At 34.7% G+C, this 25,724-nt stretch carries 20 protein-coding genes and 1 rRNA gene; 19 read left to right on the plus strand and 2 right to left on the minus strand.

Translation table 11 applies throughout. The features are described 5' to 3' along the window. From FYJ58_RS15430 to FYJ58_RS05255, 4 genes are all read left to right on the plus strand, one after another. Nucleotides 1-108 (plus strand): 23S ribosomal RNA (locus tag FYJ58_RS15430); the annotation flags it as partial. Nucleotides 109-376: 268 nt separating this feature from the next. Then, nucleotides 377-1,291, plus strand: coding sequence for a chemotaxis protein (locus FYJ58_RS05245; protein WP_154518313.1), 915 nt, complete (start codon nt 377-379; stop codon nt 1,289-1,291). A gap of 52 nt (nt 1,292-1,343) precedes the next feature. Beyond that, on the plus strand, nt 1,344-3,314 hold the full coding sequence (locus tag FYJ58_RS05250) for a hypothetical protein (protein WP_154518316.1): 1,971 nt from the start codon (nt 1,344-1,346) through the stop codon (nt 3,312-3,314). 168 nt (nt 3,315-3,482) lie between these two features. Beyond that, on the plus strand, nt 3,483-4,157 hold the full coding sequence (locus tag FYJ58_RS05255) for a uracil-DNA glycosylase (RefSeq protein WP_154518319.1): 675 nt from the start codon (nt 3,483-3,485) through the stop codon (nt 4,155-4,157). A 62-nt stretch (nt 4,158-4,219) separates the two neighbouring features. Here FYJ58_RS05255 and FYJ58_RS05260 read toward each other — a convergent pair whose 3' ends face one another. Together FYJ58_RS05260 and FYJ58_RS05265 are read right to left on the minus strand one after the other, a co-directional pair. After that, the gene (locus FYJ58_RS05260) at nt 4,220-5,083 is read right to left on the minus strand and encodes a hypothetical protein (protein ID WP_154518322.1); all 864 of its coding nucleotides are present in this window, start codon (nt 5,081-5,083) and stop codon (nt 4,220-4,222) included. A 94-nt stretch (nt 5,084-5,177) separates the two neighbouring features. Next, the gene (locus tag FYJ58_RS05265; RefSeq protein WP_154518325.1) at nt 5,178-9,407 is read right to left on the minus strand and encodes a 2-hydroxyacyl-CoA dehydratase; all 4,230 of its coding nucleotides are present in this window, start codon (nt 9,405-9,407) and stop codon (nt 5,178-5,180) included. 229 nt (nt 9,408-9,636) lie between these two features. Here FYJ58_RS05265 and FYJ58_RS14715 point away from each other — a divergent pair, with 229 nt between their 5' ends. The 15 genes from FYJ58_RS14715 to coaD all read left to right on the plus strand — a co-directional run bounded on the left by FYJ58_RS14715 (nt 9,637) and on the right by coaD (nt 25,722). Then, nucleotides 9,637-10,314, plus strand: a complete 678-nt coding sequence (locus FYJ58_RS14715) for a LysM peptidoglycan-binding domain-containing protein (protein ID WP_205839164.1) — start codon at nt 9,637-9,639, stop codon at nt 10,312-10,314. Between the two features lie 99 nt (nt 10,315-10,413). Further along, a complete protein-coding gene (locus tag FYJ58_RS05275) occupies nt 10,414-11,268 on the plus strand; it encodes a rhomboid family protein (RefSeq protein ID WP_154518328.1) in 855 nt (284 codons plus the stop codon). Nucleotides 11,269-11,331: 63 nt separating this feature from the next. Then, nucleotides 11,332-14,346, plus strand: coding sequence for a phospholipid carrier-dependent glycosyltransferase (locus FYJ58_RS05280; RefSeq protein WP_154518331.1), 3,015 nt, complete (start codon nt 11,332-11,334; stop codon nt 14,344-14,346). Between the two features lie 75 nt (nt 14,347-14,421). Continuing rightward, on the plus strand, nt 14,422-15,807 hold the full coding sequence (locus FYJ58_RS05285; protein ID WP_154518334.1) for a hypothetical protein: 1,386 nt from the start codon (nt 14,422-14,424) through the stop codon (nt 15,805-15,807). A gap of 37 nt (nt 15,808-15,844) precedes the next feature. Next, complete coding sequence (locus FYJ58_RS05290; protein WP_154518337.1) at nt 15,845-16,174, plus strand: hypothetical protein; 330 nt, start codon at nt 15,845-15,847, stop codon at nt 16,172-16,174. Nucleotides 16,175-16,185: 11 nt separating this feature from the next. After that, nucleotides 16,186-17,181 (plus strand): DUF2953 domain-containing protein, encoded by a 996-nt coding sequence (locus tag FYJ58_RS05295; RefSeq protein WP_154518340.1) that lies wholly within the window; start codon nt 16,186-16,188, stop codon nt 17,179-17,181. Next, nucleotides 17,181-17,597, plus strand: coding sequence for a GerW family sporulation protein (locus FYJ58_RS05300; protein ID WP_154518343.1), 417 nt, complete (start codon nt 17,181-17,183; stop codon nt 17,595-17,597). The genes FYJ58_RS05295 and FYJ58_RS05300 overlap by 1 nt, the downstream gene beginning before the upstream one ends. A 101-nt stretch (nt 17,598-17,698) precedes the next feature. After that, the gene (gene rpmB / locus FYJ58_RS05305) at nt 17,699-17,884 is read left to right on the plus strand and encodes a 50S ribosomal protein L28 (protein ID WP_154518346.1); all 186 of its coding nucleotides are present in this window, start codon (nt 17,699-17,701) and stop codon (nt 17,882-17,884) included. Nucleotides 17,885-18,226: 342 nt separating this feature from the next. Then, nucleotides 18,227-18,583, plus strand: coding sequence for an Asp23/Gls24 family envelope stress response protein (locus FYJ58_RS05310; protein WP_154518350.1), 357 nt, complete (start codon nt 18,227-18,229; stop codon nt 18,581-18,583). Nucleotides 18,584-18,624: 41 nt separating this feature from the next. Then, nucleotides 18,625-20,280, plus strand: a complete 1,656-nt coding sequence (locus FYJ58_RS05315; protein ID WP_328597803.1) for a DAK2 domain-containing protein — start codon at nt 18,625-18,627, stop codon at nt 20,278-20,280. A gap of 104 nt (nt 20,281-20,384) precedes the next feature. Beyond that, the gene (gene recG, locus FYJ58_RS05320) at nt 20,385-22,436 is read left to right on the plus strand and encodes an ATP-dependent DNA helicase RecG (RefSeq protein WP_205839165.1); all 2,052 of its coding nucleotides are present in this window, start codon (nt 20,385-20,387) and stop codon (nt 22,434-22,436) included. Between the two features lie 97 nt (nt 22,437-22,533). Continuing rightward, a complete protein-coding gene (locus FYJ58_RS05325) occupies nt 22,534-24,144 on the plus strand; it encodes an AAA family ATPase (RefSeq protein ID WP_235912568.1) in 1,611 nt (536 codons plus the stop codon). A gap of 126 nt (nt 24,145-24,270) precedes the next feature. Then, entirely contained in the window at nt 24,271-24,471 is a 201-nt protein-coding gene (locus FYJ58_RS05330) for a small, acid-soluble spore protein, alpha/beta type (RefSeq protein WP_154518359.1), read from the plus strand. Nucleotides 24,472-24,665: 194 nt separating this feature from the next. After that, nucleotides 24,666-25,220 carry a 16S rRNA (guanine(966)-N(2))-methyltransferase RsmD gene (gene rsmD / locus FYJ58_RS05335; protein ID WP_154518362.1) on the plus strand — a complete coding sequence of 185 codons (555 nt, stop codon included), beginning with the start codon at nt 24,666-24,668 and terminating at the stop codon, nt 25,218-25,220. A gap of 13 nt (nt 25,221-25,233) precedes the next feature. After that, nucleotides 25,234-25,722, plus strand: coding sequence for a pantetheine-phosphate adenylyltransferase (gene coaD, locus FYJ58_RS05340; RefSeq protein ID WP_154518365.1), 489 nt, complete (start codon nt 25,234-25,236; stop codon nt 25,720-25,722). Nucleotides 25,723-25,724 lie beyond the last annotated feature (2 nt).

The following is a 25,724-nucleotide window of genomic DNA, read 5'->3' on the forward strand; positions in this document are numbered from 1 at the left end:
AGCGTAAGCTAGTAAGACCCCTGAGAGACGATCAGGTTGATAGGGCAGAGGTGGAAGCATGGTAACATGTGGAGCTGACTGTTACTAATCGGTCGAGGGCTTGACCAAGGAAAGAGGTTGCAAGACCGGGTAAAAGAAGGATGGAATTCAGTGTGTAGTTTTGAAGGTATTAGTGAGAGAATGAGAAGTTGTTTGAATAGTTTATATTGGAATGAAATTAGAGTTCAAATTTAGTGAATTATAGGTAATTTTGCTGAATTTGAACTTTTTTTGTAAAAAATGTGCCATTTTTTGAGAATAGCATTTGTATTTTTAAATTAAATATACTATAATGGTTTATATAGTAATTAGATTATACAGTAACGGAGGAATGAATATGGAGACAGGAATCTTATTAGAAAGTGGAACGAATGAATTAGAAATCTTGGAATTTAAAGTAGGCAATAACCATTATGGAATCAATGTAGCTAAGATTAAAGAAATCTTACCATATCAAGTGCCAACTCCAATTCCAAATTCCCATCCATGTATCGAAGGTATCTTCATGCCAAGAGATGAAATTATTTCTATTATTAACTTGGAAAAATGTTTAAATCTCAATAGTACAGGAGATACAGCATCAGATATGTATATTGTAACAAACTTTAATAAGTTGAATACGGCATTTCATGTTCATGGTGTTACTGGAATTCAAAGAGTATCGTGGGCAGATATTGCAAAGCCGGATGCAACGATTAATGCTGAAGATGCAGGAGTGGCAACTGGAATTATACGTTTGCAGGATAAGCTAATTGTTATTTTAGATTTTGAAAAAATAGTTTCCGATATAAGCCCTGAAACAGGACTTAAAACTTCAGATATTGAAAAGATGGGAACAAGGGAAAGAAATAATTCTCCTATATTAATTGCAGAAGATTCTGCACTTTTAAGCAAATTAATTTCAGACTGTCTATTTAAAGCAGGTTATAACAACTTGATAACAACCAGTAATGGTGCAGAAGCTTGGGAAAAATTGTGTGGATATAGAGATGCAGGAATCATTGATAAAGAAGTTTCTTGTATTATTACAGATATTGAAATGCCACAAATGGATGGACATCGTTTGACAAAATTAGTAAAAGATGATCCGGACTTGCAACATATTCCGGTTGTTATTTTCTCTTCCTTAGTAAATGAAGAAATGAGAAAAAAAGGAGAATCTTTAGGGGCAAATGCACAATTATCGAAGCCGGAAATTGGTCAGTTAGTTGAAGCAATTGATAAATTAATTATTAAGAAAAATGAACAATGAGAATAATGATTATATTAAATTATAAAGTAGGATTAAAAGGGAGGTGCGTTTGATGGCAATCTGTAAGAAATGTGGTGTTGATGTCCAAGATGGACAAGATTTGTGTGAAAAGTGTGCGAAAAGCCAATCAAATTCACCTACATTTGATGAATCATATTTAGATAGTTTGTTACAAAGTGTTATAGATCCCCAATTGACTAAATCTGACGAAAATGAAGGTAACTTTGAATCTAATTTGCCAAATGAAAATATTGATTTGACATTAAATAATTTGAACTTAGAAGAGAATGGCAACGTGCAATCAGAGGAGAGTTTTGGCTTGGAAGAAGAGGCAGAGTCTGAAAAAATGACTTTTAGTCTAGAAGAAGAGCCAGAATCTGAAGAAGTGGTTCCTGCCATGGAAGAGAAGTCAAAGTCTGAAGAAGAGATTCCTGCCATGGAAAAAGAGTTAGAGTCTGTGGAAACGATGACCGACTTAGGAGACGAGGATGTGGCAGAATTAAATTTATTTGAATCTAGCGGAGAACAAAGCTCTGAAATTGAAAATTTATTACAGAATGCAAACGATTTAGATTCTTTAGAGCCGGCAGGTTTAGAAGACATGGATTTAGATAGCTTAGAATCAATTAACTTAGAAAATGAGAGTTTAAATAAGATGAAGACGGAAGAATTGCAAAACGATTTGTTATCTGATTCTGAAATTGTTGAAATGGAAAAGGAAAATCATGATGCGGATGACACATTGGATGATATGGTTGGAAATTTATTAAATGATTTAGATAATACGGATGAAGCATCACTTTCAAAAGAAGAGACATTGAGTGAGCCAGATTCATTGGAAGAGATAACTGATTTAGAAAAAGAAGCGGTTGTAACTTCAGATGCTTCTGATCCAATGGGAGATGTCGAGGATTTACTGGGAATGTTGGCAGATGAGGTGACTCAAGAAGAAAATAGTACGGAATCAGTTCAGGACAGTTTAAATGATATAAATATGGAAGATGTCAGCGTATCTGATGAAGTTTTTTCTTTGGATGGTGTGGAGAATATTGAAGATTTGCTTTCTGATTCCGCACAATCAATAGAAACTATTGAGGAAACTCCAGATAAATCAGAGATTTTTCATGAGTTAGACGATTTAGAAGAGAATTTAGAGAACGATATTTTGGGTGAACTTCCTAGTAAAGAAGAGTTAAAGAAAAAGAAAGGTATTTTCCAAAAGTTATTTGGAAATATCTATGATGCAAAATCAAAAAAAGCACATAAAAAAATGGAAGAGAGTGAAGAAAAAGCTCTTCAAAAAAAGGAAGAAAAGAAAAAGAAAAAAGCTGAAAAGAAAGCCGCAAAAAATGATCCTGCGGTGAAAGCAGAAAAAGAAGCACAAAAAAAAGAGAAGGAAGAAAAAAAAGCTGCTGCAAAGGCAGCAAAAGAAGCTAAGAAGAAGGAAAAAGAAGAAAAGAAAAAGCAACGGCTTGCCGAAGAAGAGGCAGAGGCGAAAGAAGATCCTGGAAGAATTAATCCGGTTGGAGCTTCTATAGTATTTGTTCTTGTTGGAGCAGCTACCGTTTTTGTTATTTTCGGTTCTAAAAACTTTTCTTATACTCAAAGTGTGGTAAAAGCAAATGAGTATTTTGCCAGCAGAGAGTATAATGAAGCTTATGATGAGGTAAAGGGAATCACGATTAAGGATAAAGATTCTGAAACATATGATAAGATTATGACGGTTATGTACGTGAATAAACAGTTAAATTCTTATAATAATTATTATGCAATGCAGATGTATCCACAAGCGTTAGATTCACTTTTAAAAGGGTTAAAAAAATATGATGAGTATATTGATACGGCAAAACAATTGGGAGTTACAAGTGATTTTGACTATGTGAAAAAACAGATTTTGAAAGAAATCGAACATATTTTTCAATTGAGCGAAAAAGAAGCTTATAAGATTATCAATAGTGATGACCAAGAAACATATAGTCGAAAAGTGATAGAAACTGCTGAAAAGAATATGAATGATAAATAAAGGTAGTTTCAGAAAACTTATAGATAAAGAACGTGGTAAAAAATCATTATTTGGCAAAATCCATAACCGATGTATCATGGTATGAGCTGACAAGGCAGTTAGAATATAAATCAAAATGGAATGGCAGGGAGTATATTAAAATACATAGGTACAAGTGGAGGAATAGAAATGGGCGCGATTAATAACGATTGGTTAGAAGCAATAGGAAGTGAATTTAAGAAGCCGTATTATGCAGCTTTGTATCGTTTCGTAAAAGAGGAATATACAAATTATGTAATTTATCCAAATGCAGATGATATTTTTAATGCATTTCATTTTACACCATTGAAAGATGTAAAAGTGGTTATTTTGGGACAAGATCCTTATCATAATGTGGGACAGGCACATGGACTTTGTTTTTCGGTAAAACCAGAAGTAGAGATTCCACCATCTTTAGTAAATATTTACCAAGAATTACACGATGATTTAGGGTGCAGAATCCCTAATAATGGATATTTAGAAAAATGGGCAAGACAGGGCATTTTGATGCTTAATACGGTATTAACTGTCCGTGCACATCAAGCTGGTTCACACCAGGGAAAAGGTTGGGAACAGTTTACCGATGCAGTGATTGAAGCTGTAAATGCACAAAATAGACCGATTGTTTTTATTTTGTGGGGGAAACCAGCTCAGATGAAGAAAAAGATGCTGACGAATCCGAATCATTTAATTTTGGAGGCACCTCATCCAAGTCCATTATCGGCTTACCGAGGTTTTTTTGGTAGTAAACCATTTAGCCAGACAAATACATTTTTGGAACAGCATGGATTAGAGCCAATTGATTGGCAAATTGAGGATGTATGATGATAAAAAAAGCTTGCTACAAACTGTTGTTGTAGCAAGCTTTTTTGATTCTGAAATAGGATTTAACAAATTTCCAAAGGTTTTGTAGAACCTAAACTATTGCTGATGCTTATATAACCATTTGAAATAGCATTGTAGATATCATTTGCACTTGATTTAACAGTATCTACCATATCGGCACCATTGTTGTAAACCATTGTTGCACCTGTCTGCAATGTATTTTTTAATTCAATTGCATTGGTAACGGATTTTTTTGTTGCATCTACAAGGGTAGAATAATCTGCGGATACATTTTTGTATCCATCACTTAGAGAAGAATGAATATCTTTTACGGAGCCCCAAATGGAAGAAGCACCATTGTAAAGTGTATAAGCTGATTTCATGCCTTTTGTAATAAAGCTGGTAGGCTCATTCATAAGTGATTTTAAGGATACATATGTACTTGCAGCGGTAGTTGCTATTTTACCTAAATTAGAAGCAATTTTGCCTGCAGTAAAAGTAATAGTGCCAGCAATGTTTTTAGCGGAATCTTTTACGATTGTCAAATTCCCTTTTAAATTATTATACGATTCGGCTGAATTCTTTAAAGTAGTATTGATAACATCTACAGTATCTTTTGCAGTGTTATACAAGGAATCGTAGGTAGAGCTTACAATATCTGTTATCTTTTGTGTCGTGTCTAAAACTGTTTCAGAAATGTTAACCACAGTAGTTCCAACATTATTAATTGTATTAACAATTTCTCCAGCACTGTTATAAATACCGGCTAATGTGTTTTCTTTTGAATTAGACTTATCAGTTAATTCAAGAGAATCTGTGGATGAGGAGGCAGATGTTGCTTCTTTTACTCTACTTGTATCACCCTTTAAAGTTGTTGCATATGCAACATTGGAAAGATTTTGATTCATACTATTTATTGTCATCATATTAGATGCCCCCTTTCATTTTTGTTATTTATATTATAACAAATAGAAAGAGGACCTTGCAATGGACAATCTGTGGCTTCTGTATAAATATACGTTATTTTTTACGTTTCATCATATTTTTTGTTGCAGTTGAAAGCATTAATTTTATACGGTTTAATTGATTGACTTCACTAGCACCAGGGTCATAGTCAACAGCGACGATATTTGCATCTGGGAATTCTTGACGTAACCGTTTAATAACTCCTTTTCCAACTACGTGGTTTGGAAGGCATCCAAATGGCTGAACACATACAATATTTGATACATCCGAATGAATTAATTCTATCATTTCACCTGTTAAGAACCAACCTTCGCCTGTTTGATTTCCACAACTGACAAATGGTGAAGCATATTCTGCCAATGTTTGAATTGGTACAGGTGGTTCAAATCGTTTGCTCTTTTGAAATGCTTCGGTAGCAGGCTTTCGATACCATTCAATTGCCTGTATTGCCATATTACAGATTCGATTGATATTAGGACTTTTTCCTAAATATTTTGTTTTGAAATTGGTATTATAGCAACAATATAGAAAGAAATCAATTAAATCAGGGCAGACGGCTTCAGCACCTTCTGCTTCTAACAAGTCTACCAGTTGGTTATTCGCAGTTGATGAGAATTTTACCAAAATCTCTCCAACGATTCCTACTCTTGGTTTTGCTACCTGATTCAATGGAAGTAAATCAAAGTCGTGAATAATTCCTCGAATATTTTGCTTAAATGTCTTTAAATGTCCTGTCTTTAAGTCATGTTTACATTTTTTTACCCACTTTTCATGGAGTGCATTTGCAGAACCTTTTGTGCGTTCGTAAGGTCTGGTCCGGTAGAGGACCTTCATAAATACATCACCGTAGATCAAAGCTTGGATTGCCCGATGGAACATTTGTGGAGTCGTTTTAAATCCTGGATTTTTTTCGATACCTGCACTTAGAGAAATAACAGGGATATCGCTCATTCCGGCTTTTTCTAAAGCACGTCGGATGAATCCTATATAATTTGTAGCACGACAGCCACCGCCTGTCTGGGTAATCATAACTGCTGTTTTATTTAAATCATATTTGCCAGATAGCAATGCCTCCATAATTTGCCCAACTACGATGAGAGAAGGGTAGCAGGCATCATTATTTACATATTTTAGTCCGTAATCAACACAAGATTTTTCGCTGGGTAATACTTCCATATTATAGCCACAGGAGTTTAGAGCCGGTACTAATAAATCAAAATGAATTGGTGACATTTGTGGACATAAAATGGTATAGCTTTTACGCATTTCTTTTGTGAATATAACACGATGGTGAGCAGTATCGGTTTTCGTCGGAATAACATGCTTTTCTTCTCTATCTTTTACAGCTGAAAGAAGTGAACGGATTCGAATTCTGGCTGCACCAAGGTTATTTACTTCGTCTATTTTTAGTACAGTATAAATCTTTCCGGATTTTGTCAAAATATCATTTACCTGATCCGTTGTGACCGCGTCTAATCCACAGCCAAATGAATTCAATTGAATTAATTCCAAATTTTTTTGTGTACGCACAAATGAAGCTGCCTTATATAAGCGGGAATGGTACATCCACTGGTCCATAACAATTGTTGGACGGTCAACCTTCCCCAAATGACTGATGCTGTCTTCTGTTAAAACGGCAACTCCATAGGAATTAATAAGTTCAGGAATTCCATGATTAATTTCTGGGTCAATATGGTATGGACGTCCGGCAAGAACAATCCCTTTTTTTCCTGTTTGTTTCAAATAGGAAAGCGTTTCTTCCCCTTTTTTTCTTATATCAGCCTTTACTGTTTCCATTTCAATCCATCCGGCATGGGCAGCAGAGCGAATTTCATCTGCCGGAATATGATTTTCTTTTGTAAAGTATTCTACAAGCCGTTTTGTTGCTATATCTTCTGACTCAAATGAGAGAAATGGGTTTTGATAAATAATAGAAGAGTCTTTTAGTTCTTCGATATTATTTTTTATATTTTCTCCATAAGAAGTTACAATTGGGCAATTATAGTGATTATTTGCCTCTGGAACTTCCAGACGTTCATAAGGTATACATGGATAGAAAATATAGGTAAGTCCCTTTTTGATAAGCCATGTTACATGTCCATGTGCCAGTTTTGCAGGATAACACTCGGATTCACTTGGAATAGATTCAATTCCTAATTCGTAAATATTCCGTTTGGATTCAGGTGATAATATGACACGATAACCAAGTCTGGTGAAAAATGTAAACCAAAATGGATAGTTTTCATATTGGTTTAAGACACGGGGGATTCCTACTTCTCCTCGTGTAGCTTTGTCTTTATCTAATGGAATGTAATTAAATAAACGCTTGTTTTTATATTCAAAAAGATTTGGTATATTTTCTTTATTTTTTTCTTTGCCTAATCCTCTTTCACAACGGTTTCCTGACACAAACTGACGTCCGCCGGTAAAGCGGTTAATAGTGAGAAGACAGTGATTGGTACATCCCTTGCAGCGTGTCATGGTTGTTTCAAAACGAAGTGCATTAATGTCTTCTAATGACAGCATAGTAGTAGGGGCTCCTTTGTAATGAGAACGAGCTATCAATGCAGCACCAAAAGCTCCCATGATTCCTGCAATATCCGGTCTTACAGCAGTACAGCCGGAAATCCGTTCAAAACTACGAAGAACAGCATCATTATAGAAAGTTCCACCTTGTACTACAATTTTTTTCCCTAAGTCTTTTGGGTCAGTAAGTTTTATCACTTTCAATAAAGCATTTTTTATGACTGAATAAGCAAGGCCGGCAGAGATATCTGCAACGCTGGCTCCTTCTTTTTGTGCCTGTTTTACTTTGGAATTCATAAAAACGGTGCATCGAGAACCAAGATCAATTGGATTGGTTGCAAACAGTGCAATTTTTGCAAAATCGGCGACATCATAATTTAATGATTTGGCAAATGTTTCAATAAATGAGCCGCAACCAGAAGAACAGGCTTCATTTAATTGAACACTGTCAACAGAATTATTTTTTATTTTTATACATTTCATGTCTTGACCGCCAATGTCTAAAATACAGTCTACGTCTGGTTCAAAAAAAGAGGCGGCATAATAATGGGATACGGTTTCTACTTCGCCCTCATCTAACATCAGAGCAGATTTAATCAAAGCTTCACCATAACCGGTCGAACAAGAGCGGACAATTTTTGCACTGTCAGGAAGTAAAGAATATACTTCTTTTACTGATCGGATTGCAGTTTTTAGTGGACTTCCGTTGTTGTTGCTATAAAAGGAGTATAATAAAGAACCGTCTTCTCCTACCAGAGCGACTTTTGTTGTTGTGGAACCTGCATCAATTCCTAAAAAGCAATCTCCCTCATAGGTTGCCAAATCATCTTTTCGAACAGAATGTATGGAGTGGTCTTTAAGAAACGCGTGATATTCTTCTTCAGAATGAAATAAAGGCTCCATCCGAGATACTTCAAAATCCATTTGAATTCCCTGAGAAAGTTTATTGATTAACGTGCCTATTGTATAAGCTGTTTCAGACTTCGAGTTCATTGCCGCTCCAATTGCTGCGAACAGATGGGAATGGGCCGGAGCAATGATTTGTTCTTCGGCCAAATGAAGAGTTCTTATGAATGCGTGCTTTAATTCTGTTAAAAAGTGAAGGGGACCACCTAAAAAGGCTACATTTCCACGAATTGGTTTTCCACAGGCAAGACCACTGATTGTCTGGTTGACAACGGCTTGAAAAATAGAAGCAGATAGATCTTCTTTTGTAGCACCCTCGTTGATAAGTGGCTGAATGTCTGATTTGGCAAAAACACCACAGCGAGCTGCAATGGGATAGATTGCCTTGTAGTTTTTTGCGTACTCATTTAATCCGGAGGCATCTGTTTTTAGAAGGGACGCCATTTGGTCAATAAAAGAACCTGTACCTCCGGCACAGATACCATTCATTCGTTGTTCTAATCCACCTGTAAAATAAATAATTTTTGCATCTTCTCCACCCAATTCAATTGCGACATCGGTCTGAGGCGCATAATCTTCCAATGAAGTTGCAACAGCAACAACTTCCTGTACAAAAGGAATCTCCAAATGGGTAGATAAAGAAAGACCACCGGAACCTGTTATGACAGGATATAAGGTTAGGTCTCCTAGTTTCTCATTTGCTTCAGTAAGTATGGAAGCTAAAGTTTCCTGAATATTAGCATAATGGCGTTGATAGTCAGAAAAAAGTATTTGATTTTCTTTATCAAGTATTGCTATTTTAACGGTTGTAGAACCAATATCAATACCTAGTGTATATGTATTATTTTGCATAATTTTCAGCTGACGCTGTAACCTCCCTTAGCAGAACAAATACAATTGTTTGGTATTTGTTCCAAAATCTCTACTTATTTATATATATGTTTGAAAAGCAACTCATAGCAATTATACGCTAGATAATAAAAGAGTGCAATATAAGAAATTATAAAAAATTTAGAAACTAGACGCAACTATTTGGTAATATTCGAATATACTAATATCAAAAATAGTAGGATGAATGATTATGAGATCAGAGTATTGTGAAGGAAAAGTGCATATTGTTGAGAAAGGAGACACACTTTATAAGCTGAGCAGGAAATATAATGTACCATTGGCACTTATTTTGCGTGCAAATCCATTTACTGATGTTTATAATATGCAGGTCGGAGATGAAATCTGTATTCCTGTTCAAATTGAAATGCAACCGGTCAGACCAGAAAACGGTGGCATAGGAATGCAACCAAGCAGACCGGAAAGCGATGGAATGGGAATGCAACCAAGCAGACCGGGAAGCGATGGAATGGGAATGCAACCAAGCAGACCGGGAAGTGATGGAATGGGAATGCAACCAAGCAGACCGGAAAGTGATGGAATGGGAATGCAACCAAGCAGACCGGGAAATGATGGAATGGGAATGCACCAAAACAGACCGGAAAACAGTGGAGAGGAAATGCGTTCAGGAAGAATGGGAAATAAGGAAGAAAATAGGAATGATTCCATGAGCAACCGTCCTATAACACTTCCTAATTATCCGAATTTATTTTCTTATGTTGTAGAAGAGGAAGATAGTTTAGAAGATATTTTGGATAATTTTGATGTTAATTTAGAAGATTTATTAAATTTTAATGATTTAGATGAAATTATGTTATTACCTGGAAGTGTTGTAAAGGTGCCAATTCGAAAGGAAAATCAAAAAAATTAATACGGAAGAATAGTATTTGACAAAGGGATAGAAAAAAGCATATAATTTAAGCAATACGGATAAACGTAAATATATGGAACAAGGAGAGTTTGTTAGCAGATGAAATTTCTGAATAAATTAGAAAGAAAATACGGAAGGCATGCAATCTCTGGATTAATGAGATATATTGTTATTATTAATTTAGCAGGAGCAGCAATTGGAATTCTTGCACCGAATTTTTATTATCAATATCTTGTTTTAGATGTCGGGTTGATTATGAAAGGACAGATCTGGAGACTGTTTACTTATATTTTCGCTCCGGGAATTACCCGATATGATTTGATGAATCCACTGAATATTTTATGGTTTGCTTTGGGAACTTATTTGTATTATTGGATTGGTAATTCTTTAGAGAATGCCTGGGGAGCGTTTCGGTTTAATTTATATTATATTTCCGGATATATATTAAATATTATTGCTTCTGTGCTTATTTATATTGCCTTTGGAATTAGTTTTCCAATCGGGCTTGATTTTATCAACCAGTCGTTGTTTTTAGCATTTGCGGCTTTATATCCTAATATTCAGCTGTTGTTATTCTTTGTGATACCGATTAAAGTAAAGTGGCTGGGCATTTTCTATGGCTGTATTTTAGCGTATGAAGTATTTAGCAACTTAGTTGCAGGTAATTTTATTTATGCATTTGCAATTGTAGTAGCTATGCTTAACTTTTTGCTGTTTTTCTTTGGTACAAGGAATTATCAGAGAGTATCACCAAGTCAGATGAAGCGTAGAGCAACTTATAAACGTGAAGTGAATAAGGCAGCTGGTGGTATTACAAGACATAAATGTGCAATATGTGGGAGAACAGAATTGGATGATGAAAATCTAGAATTTCGTTTTTGTTCAAAATGTGATGGGAATTATGAATATTGTATGGAGCATTTATTTACTCATCAGCATGTTCATAAGCATTAAACGAAAGAAGGGTGCCGTAACCAATGTGTTTGCGGCACTTTTTTTCGAATGGAGGACTAAGAGATGGTATCATCGTATAAAAAGGAACGAATTGAATATTTATTGAAATGTTTTGCGGTATTTTTATTGGCTTTTATTGTACGAATTACTTTAGCGGCAGTTACAAAGGGATATGAGTCAGATATCAACTGTTTTACAAGCTGGGCAAATAGGGTTTATGAGGTTGGATTTGGAGCATTTTATTCGAATGATGTGTTTTCGGATTATCCGCCCGGCTATATTTATATTTTGTATGTCATTGGAGCAGTCAAAGAGCTGTTTGCTATTGATTTTAGTAGCATGATAGGGCAAATATTGATAAAGCTGCCTGCAATTTTGTGTGACTTGGCTACGGGTGTCTTAGTGTTTCAAATTGCCAGAGAGGAGCAAACTAAATTTGGAAGTATGATTCTTTCTTCCTTCTATTTATTTAATCCGGCAATTATTATAAATAGTAGTGTCTGGGGACAGGTTGATTCGGTATTTACATTTTGTATTGTGCTTGTCTGCTATTTTATTATAAAACAGAAGCTTTGGGTGTCTTATTTTATTTTTGCATTTGCAATTTTAATAAAACCACAGAGTTTGATTTTTACACCGGTTGTATTATATGGTGTGTACAAAGAGGTTTTTTCAACTGGAACATTTGATTTGAAAAAATTTTCCAAACAGGCAATTGGCGCATTGGGTGCAGTCTTATTTATGATAATTCTGACTATTCCATTCGGACTCAATACGGTTATTAATCAATATATTGAAACGTTAGCATCTTATCCTTATGCAACAGTAAATGGGTACAACTTTTGGGCTATGCTTGGACTAAACTGGGCACCACAAACGGATTATTTATTTGTGTTGCCGTATTATAAGCTGGGAACGTTATCGATTATTATGACAGTCGGAATCGTTGCATATTTTGCATGGAAGGGAAAACATGACAAAGCACTTCCATTTTTCTTAGCTGCCTGCATCGTAAGTGGAATGTTTTGTTTTTCGGTTCGAATGCATGAGCGTTATTGGTATCCAGTATTAATCTGTCTGCTTTTATTTTATATTTATAAGCATGAAATTCGTTGGTTGCAATTATATGGTGTAGCTTCGATTTTACATTTTTTAAATGTTTATTTTGTACTTTGGCAATATGGAGCAGAACAAATTACTAACAGTGGTAAAATTAGGATGCTTTCTTTTCTTACAGTTTTAACTTATTTTATAATGCTCTTTTTTGGTTATCGTAATTATGTTAAAGGAAAAATAAAGCAGAGAATAGAAGCGGACAGACGAGTTATGATTTCGACTACGGAAGAAAAGGTACCTTGGAAGAAAAAAGAATTTGTTTTTTTAGCTTTTATCATAATTATATATAGTTTCGTAGCGTTTTACCGTTTAGGAGATAAAAAGGCTCCAGAACATTTTTATACTACTAATGTAGAAAATGCAGTTGTTTTGGTTGACCTGGGAAAGGAAACAAAAATAAAGTCAATTTTTTATTATCTTGGTAATTATGAGAACCGTGAGGTGTCTTTTGAAGCTTCCGATTCGATGGATGGACAATTTGAACCAATCGCAGATGTTATTATGGAATCGGTGTTTTGCTGGGATGAAAAGGAAGTTCATCAAACAGGACGTTTTGTAAAAATTATTTCGAATGATACAAAGAACTCCATTGGGGAGCTTGTATTTTATTCGGAAGACGGAACTAAGATTTTGCCAAAAATGATTTATGGAAATGGCGAGGCACTTTTTGATGAACAAGAACTATGTCCAAAACGAAGAACAAATTTGAATGGTACTTATTTTGATGAAGTTTACCATGCTAGAACTGCTTATGAATATATCCATGGATTATACAGCTATGAAAATACCCATCCTCCACTTGGAAAAATTTTGATTTCATTTGGAATTCGTTTCTTTGGTATGAATCCATTTGGATTTCGGGTTGTCGGAACTATATTTGGTATTTTAATGTTGCCACTTATTTATTTATTTGGTAGAAGCCTGACAAAAAGCCGTTTTACAGGAGCGGTTGTATGTTTGCTGTTTTCTTTTGATTTTATGCATTTTGCTCAGACGAGAATTGCAACTATTGATGTGTTTGTAACCTTTTTTATTATAGCAATGTATTATTTCATGTATGAATACTGTAAAAGAAGTTATTATGACAGTTCATTACGTCAATTACTAATTTTACTAGGCTTATGCGGAATTAGTATGGGGCTTGGTATTGCCTGCAAGTGGACTGGTGTTTATGCAGGAGCCGGATTAGGAGTTTTGTTCTTTTGTAATCTTTATAAACGGTATAGAGAGTACACATTTGTTAAAAAAGGGCTAGAATCAGATGAAATGAATCAGACAGCAAAGCAGTTCGTTTTAGAACGATTTCCATTGTATACGAAAAAGATTATTTTAAGCTGTGTTGGATTTTTTATTTTTATTCCGATTGTAATTTATACGTTATCTTATCTGCCATTTGAAGATGAGAGTGGTCGGGACTTAATTGGCAAAATGCTTGCGAATCAGCAGTCCATGTTTCAATACCATTCTGGAATTGATGCAACCCATCCCTTTTCTTCGTGGTGGTACCAGTGGCCAGTAATGCATCGGCCGATTTGGTATTATTCGGGAACTGTTTCGGATACGGTAAAGGAAGGAATCAGTGCATTTGGAAATCCTTTTATTTGGTGGGTAGGAATTCCTGTATTTTTTTACATGGTATACCGCATTATTAAAAAAAGAGATAAAAAAGCCACATTTTTAGTTCTTGCTTATTTGGCACAGTATCTTCCATGGTTTTTTGTGACTCGAATTACATTTATTTATCACTATTTTCCAAGTATTCCATTTGTTATATTGATGACAGGTTATACAATCTGGATTTTATTGGAAGAAAAACAAATTTCAAGGAAAGAAGTTTTTGCCTATTTAACGTGTGTTTTTTTACTTTTTGTTTTATTTTATCCGATTTTGTCAGGATACCCGATTTCTGTTTCTTATGTAAAACGGTTTTTAGAGTGGTTTCCAAGCTGGATTTTTATATAACGATAATTATTGAAGTATTTTCTTATGACTGTTATAATAAACAAAGAGCGGAAAAGAAAGGATTGGACAAGGAATATGGCAGAAAGTATAAAAAAGTTAGTTAAAAATATAAATCACGGGAAAGATTTAAATAACTGCTTGCCTGTTTATTTTCAGACATTAGAAAACAAATATTACCAAAACGCATGTATTCACAGTGCATTGGAATACTATACATTATATGAGATTGTAAAAGAAGAGGAAAATAATTATCTGGAAGAGATCAGAGATGTTTTAGAAGTTTTGCAGGATGCAGTTAAAGTTTTATTTCTTGGGAAAGGAAATCGCGAAGAGCTTTTAAAAAAATTAGAAGAAAATCGCAATACTATTATGCAAAAGATGGATGTTTTGACTGCATATACAGATGTAATCCAGATTTATGAGTATGTTTTAAATCGGGTAGAATATCGTTTTAAAGAATATAGACCGGCTGATGAAGAGATTTTTTCAAATAAGGTGATTCAATACATCTTTCAAATGAAAGATAATACGGTAATTAATGAAAATATCAAAGAGGTAATTGGACAGTTGCCGGTAAGAATGACAAAGGGCAAATTTTTTCAATTGCTTAAAAACAGTCTGACCTTATATAATGGTTCTGACCGGGCTTCTGTAGAAACTTACCTTTATATGCTTCGCACGGCATCTTCTTTATATCATCCGACAGGGATGGAACAATACTTTAAAGAGTTTTCGGTACTTGTTGAAGAATTGCGACAGGCAGATTATAAAGAATTAACAAAAGAAGAGTTTTTAAAATTTACAGAAAAAATAGAACAGGCAGCAGACAAGCTTTTTGAGGTAACGGATTTGTTTGTATTGGTTCAGTCTGTTTTAAATTGCTTTTATGTTATTGCTTTATGTGAGGAGCAGGAGAATTCTTACGAAACAGAAGAAGCAAAGAAGCTATTAATCCATTTAAAGGAAGCCTTTGAATCCGATGAGGAGAGTGAATCGGAAGTATTTGAAGACTCATTGATTGCACTGGAAGGTGTTCAGGAAGTTTTAGGAGAAGAAATTATTACACTTGAAGCTGTATTATTTCAAACACAGAATGATTGGAGCCAAGAAGTAGCTGGTTGTGGAATGAAAGACAAGCAGAACGTTTTAATTCAAATGGAGAAGTTATTGTCAAGCAGTTTATTTATTGAATTAAGTGAGGAAGATTCAAATGAGGCAGTGACAGAAGCGTTTTTAGAAAAAGAAGCAGAAACGTTAATTGGTGAATTAAAAGAACTGTTTGAACATAATTCAATGGCTGTTAATCGTGCAATTATGGCGGCAGTGCTGAATAAAATGCCAGTCTTTTTTGAATCTTCGGAAGAAGTAATGGAGTATATTAAAAATTCATTGGATTCTTGTCGGGATATGGAAGAAAAGCAGGCGGCAATGGAGATTTTAGAAACAATTATGTCTGAGTAAATATTTATGATATTTTAATAGGAATTTGAGGGATTTTATGGTAAAATGGTGTGATAAGTTATATATGGATGATAAGATAAAAAAGAAACCACAAAAATGGAGAAAGCGGCTGGAGCAAGAAAAATTGTCATATGAGTTATATTGTATTGCACTTGCGTCGAACCATAAAAATCTGCTGGATATTATTGATTGCAATGAGCTTTTGTTCCGATATTATAAGAAAAGAGATATTTGTGTTGTTGGACTTGCAGGTAGCAGAGAAAGTGCAATTCTTCTTGTACAGAATATAATAGAGGATGTTTATAGGGAAACAGGAGGCGTTAATGTAAGAGCCTATTTTAAATTTGAAGAATCAGTGGAAGGTTAGGGTGTGAAAGATTGCTGCATATTATTTTAATTGTTTTAAAAATAATCGGAATTATTATTGCATCCTTACTGGGCGTAGCACTTTTGCTCGGCGGACTGATTTTATTTGTTCCAATTCGGTATCGGGCAAAAGCAAAGAAAACTGAGGAGCTTTCCGTACATTTTGTTGGAAGCTGGCTTCTTCATTTCTTTCATCTATCCGTCCATTATGATGGGAAAGTTCCTGTTATGAAATTGAGAATATCTGGAATTCCGATTTTTGATAGTACAAAGGAAAAGAAAGAGAAAAAAGAAAAGCGTCAAAAAATAAAGAGAAAAAAAGAGAAAAAAGAACAGAAACCGGCACAGGAAGAGATTATTCAGGTTATGGAGTTAAAACCGGAAAAGCAGGATGACCTGGTCAAGGAGAAAGTTAATGATGAAACACCTCAAAATAGTTTTCAAGGTATAGAAGAGGATAAAATCGAAAAGACTATAAAGCAGGAAATGCCTGACCGGGAACAGGAAGTTTCATTGTGGCAGAAGATAAAACAAATTGTTCTTATCATAAAGAGATATATACTTAAATTTTTTGAATTATTTAGACAGATGAAAAAGACAATTAAGAATTTTCGGGAAACTTGTTGGAAAATTTGGCAAAAGTGGATTTGCATAAAGGAATTTATACAACAAGAAGAGAATAAGAAAGGATTTTCTTCCGTGTTTGGGTCATTGATACAAATATTAAAAAAAATTGGACCGGTTGTTGTTAAGGGAAAGGTTCACTTTGGAACCGGTGATCCATGTAGTACAGGACAGGCATTAGGTGTCCTTGGCGTCTGCTATGGGTGGTTTGGAAGACAGGTAGAGATTGAGCCTGATTTTGAGCATGAAATTTTAGAAGGTGAGCTTTTTATCAAAGGGAGATTCCAAGTAATTTCTTTGTTGATAATAGGAATAAAGTTATTAAAAGACGAAGGTTTTAAAAATTTAAGAATGAATTTTGGAAAATTAAAGGAGGCGTTATAATGGCAGATAATACATTTAGTTCAACAGTAGAATCCTTGTTTAAAGGTATGGATGCTTTTTTAACAACAAAAACAGTAGTTGGAGATGCAGTACAAGTTGAAGACGGAACAATTATTCTTCCATTAGTAGATGTAAGTTTTGGTGTAGGTGCCGGTGCATTTTCCCAGGATGATAAAAAGAAAAATAATGGTGGTGGAGGAATGGGAGGTAAGATGACTCCAAGTGCAGTTCTTGTAATCAAGGATGGAACAACCCGCTTAGTTAATGTGAAGAATCAGGATACGGTGACAAAGATTCTTGATATGGTTCCGGATTTTGTAAATCGTTTTACAAAAGGAGGAGAAGAAGAAAACCAAAAAGTGGATGATGTGGTAGACAGCTTTGCAAATGAAACAAATGATCAAGAAAAAAAGTAGAAAAATATAAAAAACTACTTGCAATATAATGAGGTTTTTGGTAGAATAACTTTGTTTGATGTATGGAATCCATACAATATATGGATAAGGAGGTGCTTTTCATGGCTAAATGTGCAATTTGTGAAAAAGGTGCTCACTTTGGTATCAAAGTAAGCCACTCACATAGAAGAAATAATAAGATGTGGAAGTCTAATGTAAAATCTGTTAAAGTTAAAGTTAATGGTGGAGCTAAGAAGATGAATGTTTGTACTTCTTGCTTAAGATCAGGATTAGTAGAACGTGCTTAAGATAATGAATTAGACAGTGAGGGTGTCCAGCAGAGATTTCAATCGATGTTTGTGACACCCTTTTTAACAACAAAAAAATTTATAACTGAGAATAAAAAAGAGGAGAATAAGGAAAATTGCCAATATACCGTTAGTGATAAACAGCATGATGGTCATGCCAATGGCAATCCAAAATAAAATAAAACCAATCATTCGTTTCATGGCAGTTTGTTTCCTGTTCTTCTTGTTTATATTAATATATGTAAAAATTAAGAATTTGATTTCTCTATTTCTTTTTTTTATTAAAACGGGTATAATTTAGGAAAGAGAATGATAAGTTTTTAAATAGATAGGAGGGTTATTATGAAAGGACATATCAGTACAAGTGTTGGTGAAATCTTAATCGAGAACGAAGTGTTAGCCCAATATGCAGGTTCAGCAGCTGTTGAATGTTTTGGTGTGGTCGGTATGGCTTCTGTGAATATGAAAGATGGATTGGTGAAATTGTTACGTAAGGACAGTATCAGCCATGGCGTAAATGTCGTAATTGAAAATAATAAAATTCACATTGACCTTCATATTATCGTTGCGTATGGAGTGAGTATATCTGCTGTTGCAGAGAATTTAATCAGTAATGTAAAATATAAAGTAGAAGAATTTACTGGAATGGAGATTGAAAAAATCAATGTTTTAGTAGAGGGTGTAAGAGTTGTAGATTAATTCACCATGCAGAGTGATTTACTTTAAGGAGGAACAAACCAGTGGTTATTAATACAATAGATGGAAAGATGCTTCAGAAAATGTTTATTGCAGGAGCACAGAACATCGAAGCAAAAAAAGAATATATCAATGAGTTAAATGTATTCCCGGTTCCAGACGGCGATACAGGAACAAATATGACATTGACCATTATGTCTGCTGCCAGGGAAGTTAGTTCAGTAGAACCTACAATTGCAAATTTGGCAAAGGCAATTTCAAGTGGTTCTCTAAGAGGAGCAAGAGGTAACTCAGGTGTTATTTTGTCCCAGTTATTTCGTGGCTTTACAAAAGTAATCAAAGAGCAAGAAGAAATTACAGTCGATATTATGGCAGAAGCTTTTGAACGTGCGGTGGAAACGGCATATAAAGCAGTTATGAAGCCAAAAGAAGGTACAATTCTTACTGTTGCAAAGGGTGGAGCAATCCGTGCAGCTGAGCTTGCGAATACAACAGATGATTTGGTGTATTTTTGTGACGAAGTATTAAAGCATATGGAAGAAGTACTTCAAAAGACTCCAGAGATGCTTCCGGTATTAAAAGAGGCAGGTGTAGTAGATTCTGGTGGCGAAGGCTTACTTACTGTATTAAGAGGTGCTTATGATGCACTTCTTGGAAAAGAAATTGATTTAAATGCTCATGTCGAGGCAAAACCAAAGGTACAGACGAACGTAAGCAGTGGCGATGTGTCTACAGCAGATATTAAATTTGGATATTGTACAGAATTTATTATTATGCTTGAAAAAGAGTATACAAAGAAGACAGAGGAAGAATTTAAAGAGTATTTGACTTCAATTGGTGATTCTCTTGTTGTTGTATCTGATGATGATATTGTAAAAGTTCATGTTCACACAAATGATCCGGGGCTTGCAATACAAAGGGCATTGACATACGGTTCTTTAACGAGCATGAAAATTGATAATATGCGGGAAGAACACAATGAAAAAGTAATCAAAGAGGCAGAGAAAAAATCACAAGAGCAAAAGAAAGAAGAGCCAAGAAAAGAATATGGCTTTATCAGTGTTTCTGTTGGTGAAGGTGTAAATGAAATATTTAAAGGATTAGGTGTTGACTATTTAATCGAAGGTGGTCAGACGATGAATCCTAGTACAGAAGACATGCTTAAGGCAATTGATAAAGTGAATGCGGATACGATTTTCATTCTGCCAAATAATAAGAATATTATTTTGGCAGCAGAACAGGCAAAAAGCCTGACAGAAGATAAAGAGATTATAGTAATTCCATCAACTACAATTCCACAGGGAATTACAGCTGTTATTAATTTTATTGGCGAAAAGAGTCCTGAAGAAAATGCAGAGAAGATGACAGAAGAGATGAAACATGTAAAATCCGGTTCTGTCACTTATGCAGTGAGGGATACAAGCATTGATGGAAAGACGATTAAAGAAAATGATATTATGGGAATCGGAGATTCTGGTATTTTGTCAGTCGGACAAGAATTAAATCAGACTACGAAAGAATTAATAGAATGTTTAGTGGATGAAGATTCGGAATTAATCAGTATTTATTATGGAAGTGATGTGACTGAAGAAACTGCTAATGAACTTGCAGAACAAATTATGGAATGTTATAGTGATGTCGATGTTGAAGTTCATTTCGGTGGTCAGCCAATTTATTATTATATTTTATCCGTCGAATAGAAAGACAGTTCAGACAGGCAAAAGAATAAGTTAGTTACAAAAAGGGTTGGATAGAATATCTGACCCTTTTTTTCACTATGAAAACAGATTTAAAATCAGAGGGCATGGAACAGACTATGGAGCGAAAAGACAGTATCAGTGTAATTAAAGGAATAGGAGAAAAGACACAAAAGTTATTTGCCAAATTAGATATTTTTACGGTGGAAGATTTAATTGAGCATTATCCAAGAGGTTATGATGAATACGAAGAGATTATTCCGGTTGGTCAGTTAGTATCGGGAACTATTGCGACGATTGAAGTAAGTATTGTTGCAAATCCTCAATTGAAGAAAGTGAGAGGACTTACTATCTTTACTTGCAGAGGCAGAGATTATTCCGGTGATGTTATGCTTACATGGTTTAATATGCCATTTTTAAAAAATACAATACGGATTGGAACACGGTTGATTGTGAGGGGAGCAGTTACAAGAAAAAATCAGAGTCTTGTCATGGAGCAGCCAAAACTTTTATCAAAAGAAGAATATGTTAACTGTCTTCATACTTTACAGCCGGTATATTCACTGACAAAAGGGCTTAGCAATCATATGGTCACAAAGGCGATTCAGACGGCAGTGAAAGAGCTTGATTTAACAGGTGATTATCTGCCTTCTGAAATTCGAAAAAAATATAAATTAGTAGATTATAAAAGTGCAATAAAACGAATTCATTTTCCAACGGATAAGCATACTATGTTAGAGGCAAGAAAACGAATTGTTTTTGATGAATTCTTTTTGTTTTCACTTGCGATGATGCAGATAAAAAAAACAAAAAACAACAAAAAGAGTCGATATCAGATGGATTTATCAGAAGACTGTGATCAATTGATTGAGAATCTTCCGTATGATTTAACCAATGCGCAAAAAAAGGTTTGGCAAGAAATTAAGGCGGATTTGACAGGTGGAATGATTGCAAACCGTTTGATTCAGGGAGATGTTGGATCTGGAAAGACAATTATTGCGGCTTTAGCGTTACTTATGACCGTAAAAAATGGTTATCAGGGAGCAATTATGGTTCCAACAGAGGTTCTGGCAAAACAGCACTATGAAAGCTTAACAAAAGAATTATCTGTTTTTGGAGTTCATTGTATTTTGCTTGTAGGATCTATGACTGCGAAGGAAAAAAGAGAAGCTTATAAAAAAATTCAAACCCATGAAGCAGATATTATTGTCGGAACCCATGCTTTGATTCAAGAAAAAGTAGTATATGATAAATTAGCACTGGTAGTTACCGATGAACAACATCGATTTGGAGTAAAACAGCGTGAAACATTTTTATCAAAAGGCGAAAATCCCCATGTTCTTGTAATGAGTGCGACACCGATTCCAAGAACATTAGCGATTATTTTGTATGGTGATTTAGATTTATCGGTCATTGATGAATTGCCGGCAACACGACTTCCAATAAAAAATTGTGTTGTAAATGAGTCCTATCGACCAAATGCTTATCGTTTTATTGAAAAGGAAATCAAAAAAGGAAGACAGGCTTATGTAATTTGTCCGATGGTAGAAGAGAGTGAAACGATGGAAGCAGAAAATGTGATTGATTATACAGAAAAGTTAAAACAAAATCTTCCACCATTTATTGTTGTAGAATATTTACATGGTAAAATGAAGGCAAAAGAAAAAAATGAAATTATGGAACGTTTTGTCAGAGGAGAAATCCATGTACTGGTTTCTACAACGGTAGTGGAGGTCGGTGTCAATGTTCCAAATGCGACAATTATGATGATTGAAAATGCTGAGCGCTTTGGTCTGGCACAGCTTCATCAGCTTCGCGGACGTGTCGGAAGGGGAGAGTACCAGTCATATTGTATTTTATTTAGCAATGCGGAAAAAAAGGAAACAAAAGAAAGGCTTGATATATTAAATCATTCAAATGATGGATTTTATATTGCGTCTGAAGATTTAAAGCTTCGTGGACCAGGTGATTTGTTTGGGATTCGTCAAAGTGGAATGTTAGAGTTTAAAATGGCAGATGTATTCAATGATGCAGAAATTTTAAAAGATGCAAGCGAGGCCGCAAAAGAAATTGCCAAAAAAGATGTAAGGCTGATGTTGAAAAAATATGTGGCTTTGAAAGAAAAGCTTCATCTGTATGCAGAGGATATTTACTTGTAGAGAAAGAAATAAACATAATCGGTTGCTTTTTTTTGCTGTTTGGTTATAATAATGAATAATAATGCAATGGAATTCGAGGGGAAAAGGAGGAATTAAATTGGGACTGCCCGATTTGTCAAATAAAAAGCTTTTAAATCTGGCTAAGAAAAATTATGATAAATTAGTTGAATATTGCAAAATATTAGCATCGGAAGGGTATTGGGAACAACCTGAGCGTATTTTACAATATTCAATTCAGGATATGCTTGACGGTTATGTACAGGCTGTTTTAATTCACTTGGCTGTATATTGTGGAAGGTTTCATGAAGAGGAGAAACGTTTTATTATGGAGCTTCCTAAAGAAAATATTTTAGGCTGTACATTAGAGGGGGAAATGGAAGAAGCGATTATGCTACAGGCAAAAAATATTATGAAAACACCACCTATCTTGCTTCAGCTTTGTGGAGTAAGGGATGTGGAAAAAGATACTGATATGACCGAACATTTTTTTGATTCTTTTTTAAATATTTTACTTAGCATGTCTTATATGAATCACGCAAAAGACACATTTGCGAAAGGATTTATACAAAATTATTACGAAAAAATATCAATTTTTATTCATCATGGCGGACAGGCTGGAAAAATTGGGCAAAGATATATGTTTAAAAAATTAAGCAGCGATAGTTTTTATGAAGATTTTGAGAATTTTGCAGAGAGAACAGTCGTGGAGCGAAAGGCGCCGGAAGAAAGCATACAATTTCAGATAGATGAATATGAGTCGGATGAATATGAGCCTGATTTTGAGGAATGTCTGGAAGAAAATATCGAAAAAATTGAGAATCAGATTGATGAGGTAAAAGAAAAAGAATTTACAGAAGTGGTTGAACAGACAAAATTAAAGGGAAAAAGCGGACTAGAGCAATATTTGGAAGAACTTAATAATCTTGTAGGTTTAAATGAAGTAAAAGAAGAAATAAATTCTTTGATTAATCTGATTAAAGTAAGAAAACTTCGAGAAAGTTATCATATGCCTACTATGGATATGACTTATCATATGGTGTTTACCGGAAATCCGGGAACCGGTAAGACGACAGTTGCCCGGTTGGTTGCAAAGATTTATAAAGAGCTTGGAATTTTATCCAATGGTAACCTGATTGAAACTGATCGTTCCGGTTTAGTTGCCGGATATGTAGGTCAGACTGCAATGAAGGTGAAAGAGGTTGTAGAAAAAGCGATAGGCGGTGTATTATTTATCGATGAAGCTTATTCTCTGACCAATGGGAACGTATCGAATGATTTTGGTCAGGAGGCAGTGGATACGATTGTAAAAATGATGGAAGACCATAGGGATGATTTAGTTATTATTGTTGCCGGTTATAAAGAAGAAATGAAACAATTTTTAGACTCTAATACAGGTCTTTTAAGCCGTTTTAACAAATTTATTGAATTCCCTGATTATTCGAATCAGGAGCTTATGGATATTCTAAACAAAATGGCGGCTCAGTCAGGCGTTTTATTGACACCGGAAGCAGAACAGTATATACAAAAAGAATTGTTGATGTTATCGAAAGAAGAAATGGAACGGTTTGGAAATGCACGTGGTGTTCGGAATGTTTTTGAAAAAATTATGGTAAATCAGGCAAATCGGATTGTTACATATATGAATCCTTCGATTGAACAGCTTCAGGAAATTCAAATTGTTGATGTTGAACATACAATAAGAGCATAATAATGGTAGAGCTTACTGTATTTTCTAGGGTATTAGAGAAAAAACGACATATACTATCCTTGTAACAAACAACAACACAATTTTTTTGGCGGAAAACCTGCCAAAAACTGAATGGAGGAGTTTATTATGAGTAGCAGAAACAGAGTAGAAGTTCCAGAGGCAAAAGAGGCAATGGAACGATTCAAAATGGAAGTTGCATCTGAGATAGGGGTACCATTAAAAAAAGGTTATAATGGAGATTTAACATCTTACCAGAACGGAAGTGTTGGTGGAATGATGGTTAAAAAAATGATTAAAGCCCAAGAAGAACGTATGGCTGGTAAATAAGATTCGTAAAATAAAGGCTGTCATTATTAGAAATGGCAGTCTTTATTTTAGGTTTTTTTTAGATTTAACTATTGAAATAAACGAAATTTTGCGATAAACTACTCTTGATATTTACAAAACATTTGTTGTAAAATGAGATTATAAGAAATATATTTTATAATTTGATTTTTGTAATGATGAGAAAAAGGTGAAATATGAGAGTAATAGCAGGAAGTGCCAGAAGGATACAATTAAAAACGCCCGCAGGTATGGATACAAGACCTACTACGGACCGAATCAAAGAAACTTTATTTAACATATTACAGTCTGAATTATATGGTTGTAAATTTTTAGATATTTTTGGCGGGAGTGGTGCAATTGGAATTGAGGCATTAAGCAGGGGGGCAGATGCTGCTTGGTTTATTGAGAATAACAAAGAGGCAGTATCTTGTATTAAAGAGAATTTAGAAAGAACCCATTTTTCAGATAAAGCTACGATACTAAACAGCGATTATCAGTCTGCTTTACGTTCTTTAGAGGGAAGAGGAGAGGTCTTTGATATTATATTTATGGATCCTCCTTATCAGAATGGATATGAAAAGAGGGTTTTAGAATATCTGATTGGTTCCGAACTTTTAGACAAAGACAGCCTGATTATTTTTGAGGCTGCTTTGGATACAGAGATTGGTTACATTGAATCTATGGGATATACGGTGGAACGCATAAAAGAATATAAAACAAATAAGCATGTATTTTTACGAAAGACATGAGATGGGAGCAGACATGAAAATAGGAGTTTATCCAGGAAGTTTTGACCCAATTACATACGGACATTTGGATATTATAATGCGTTCTTCCAGACTTTTTGACCAGCTTTATATTGGAGTTTTAAATAATAGCAGTAAAATGGCTCTTTTTTCGGCAGAAGAAAGAGTTGAAATGATTCGTACTGTAACAGAAGGAATACCAAACGTAAAGATAGAAGCATTTAACGGATTGTTGGTAGAGTATGCCAATATGATTCATGCTGATGCCATTGTAAGAGGTCTTCGTGCAGTAACTGATTTTGAATATGAAATTCAGTTAGCTCAGACGAACCATAGATTGAATCCAGGGGTAGAGACCGTTTTTCTTACAACAAGTACCAAATATGCGTACTTGAGTTCGAGTGTTGTCAGAGAGATAGCAATGTATAATGGGGATATTTCTCAATTTGTACCAGAGGCTATTATAGACACGATATATGAAAAAATTAAAAGAAAAGTTAGATAGGA

It is taken from the genome of Velocimicrobium porci (assembly GCF_009696045.1).
In the GTDB taxonomy this organism is placed as follows: domain Bacteria; phylum Bacillota; class Clostridia; order Lachnospirales; family Lachnospiraceae; genus Velocimicrobium; species Velocimicrobium porci.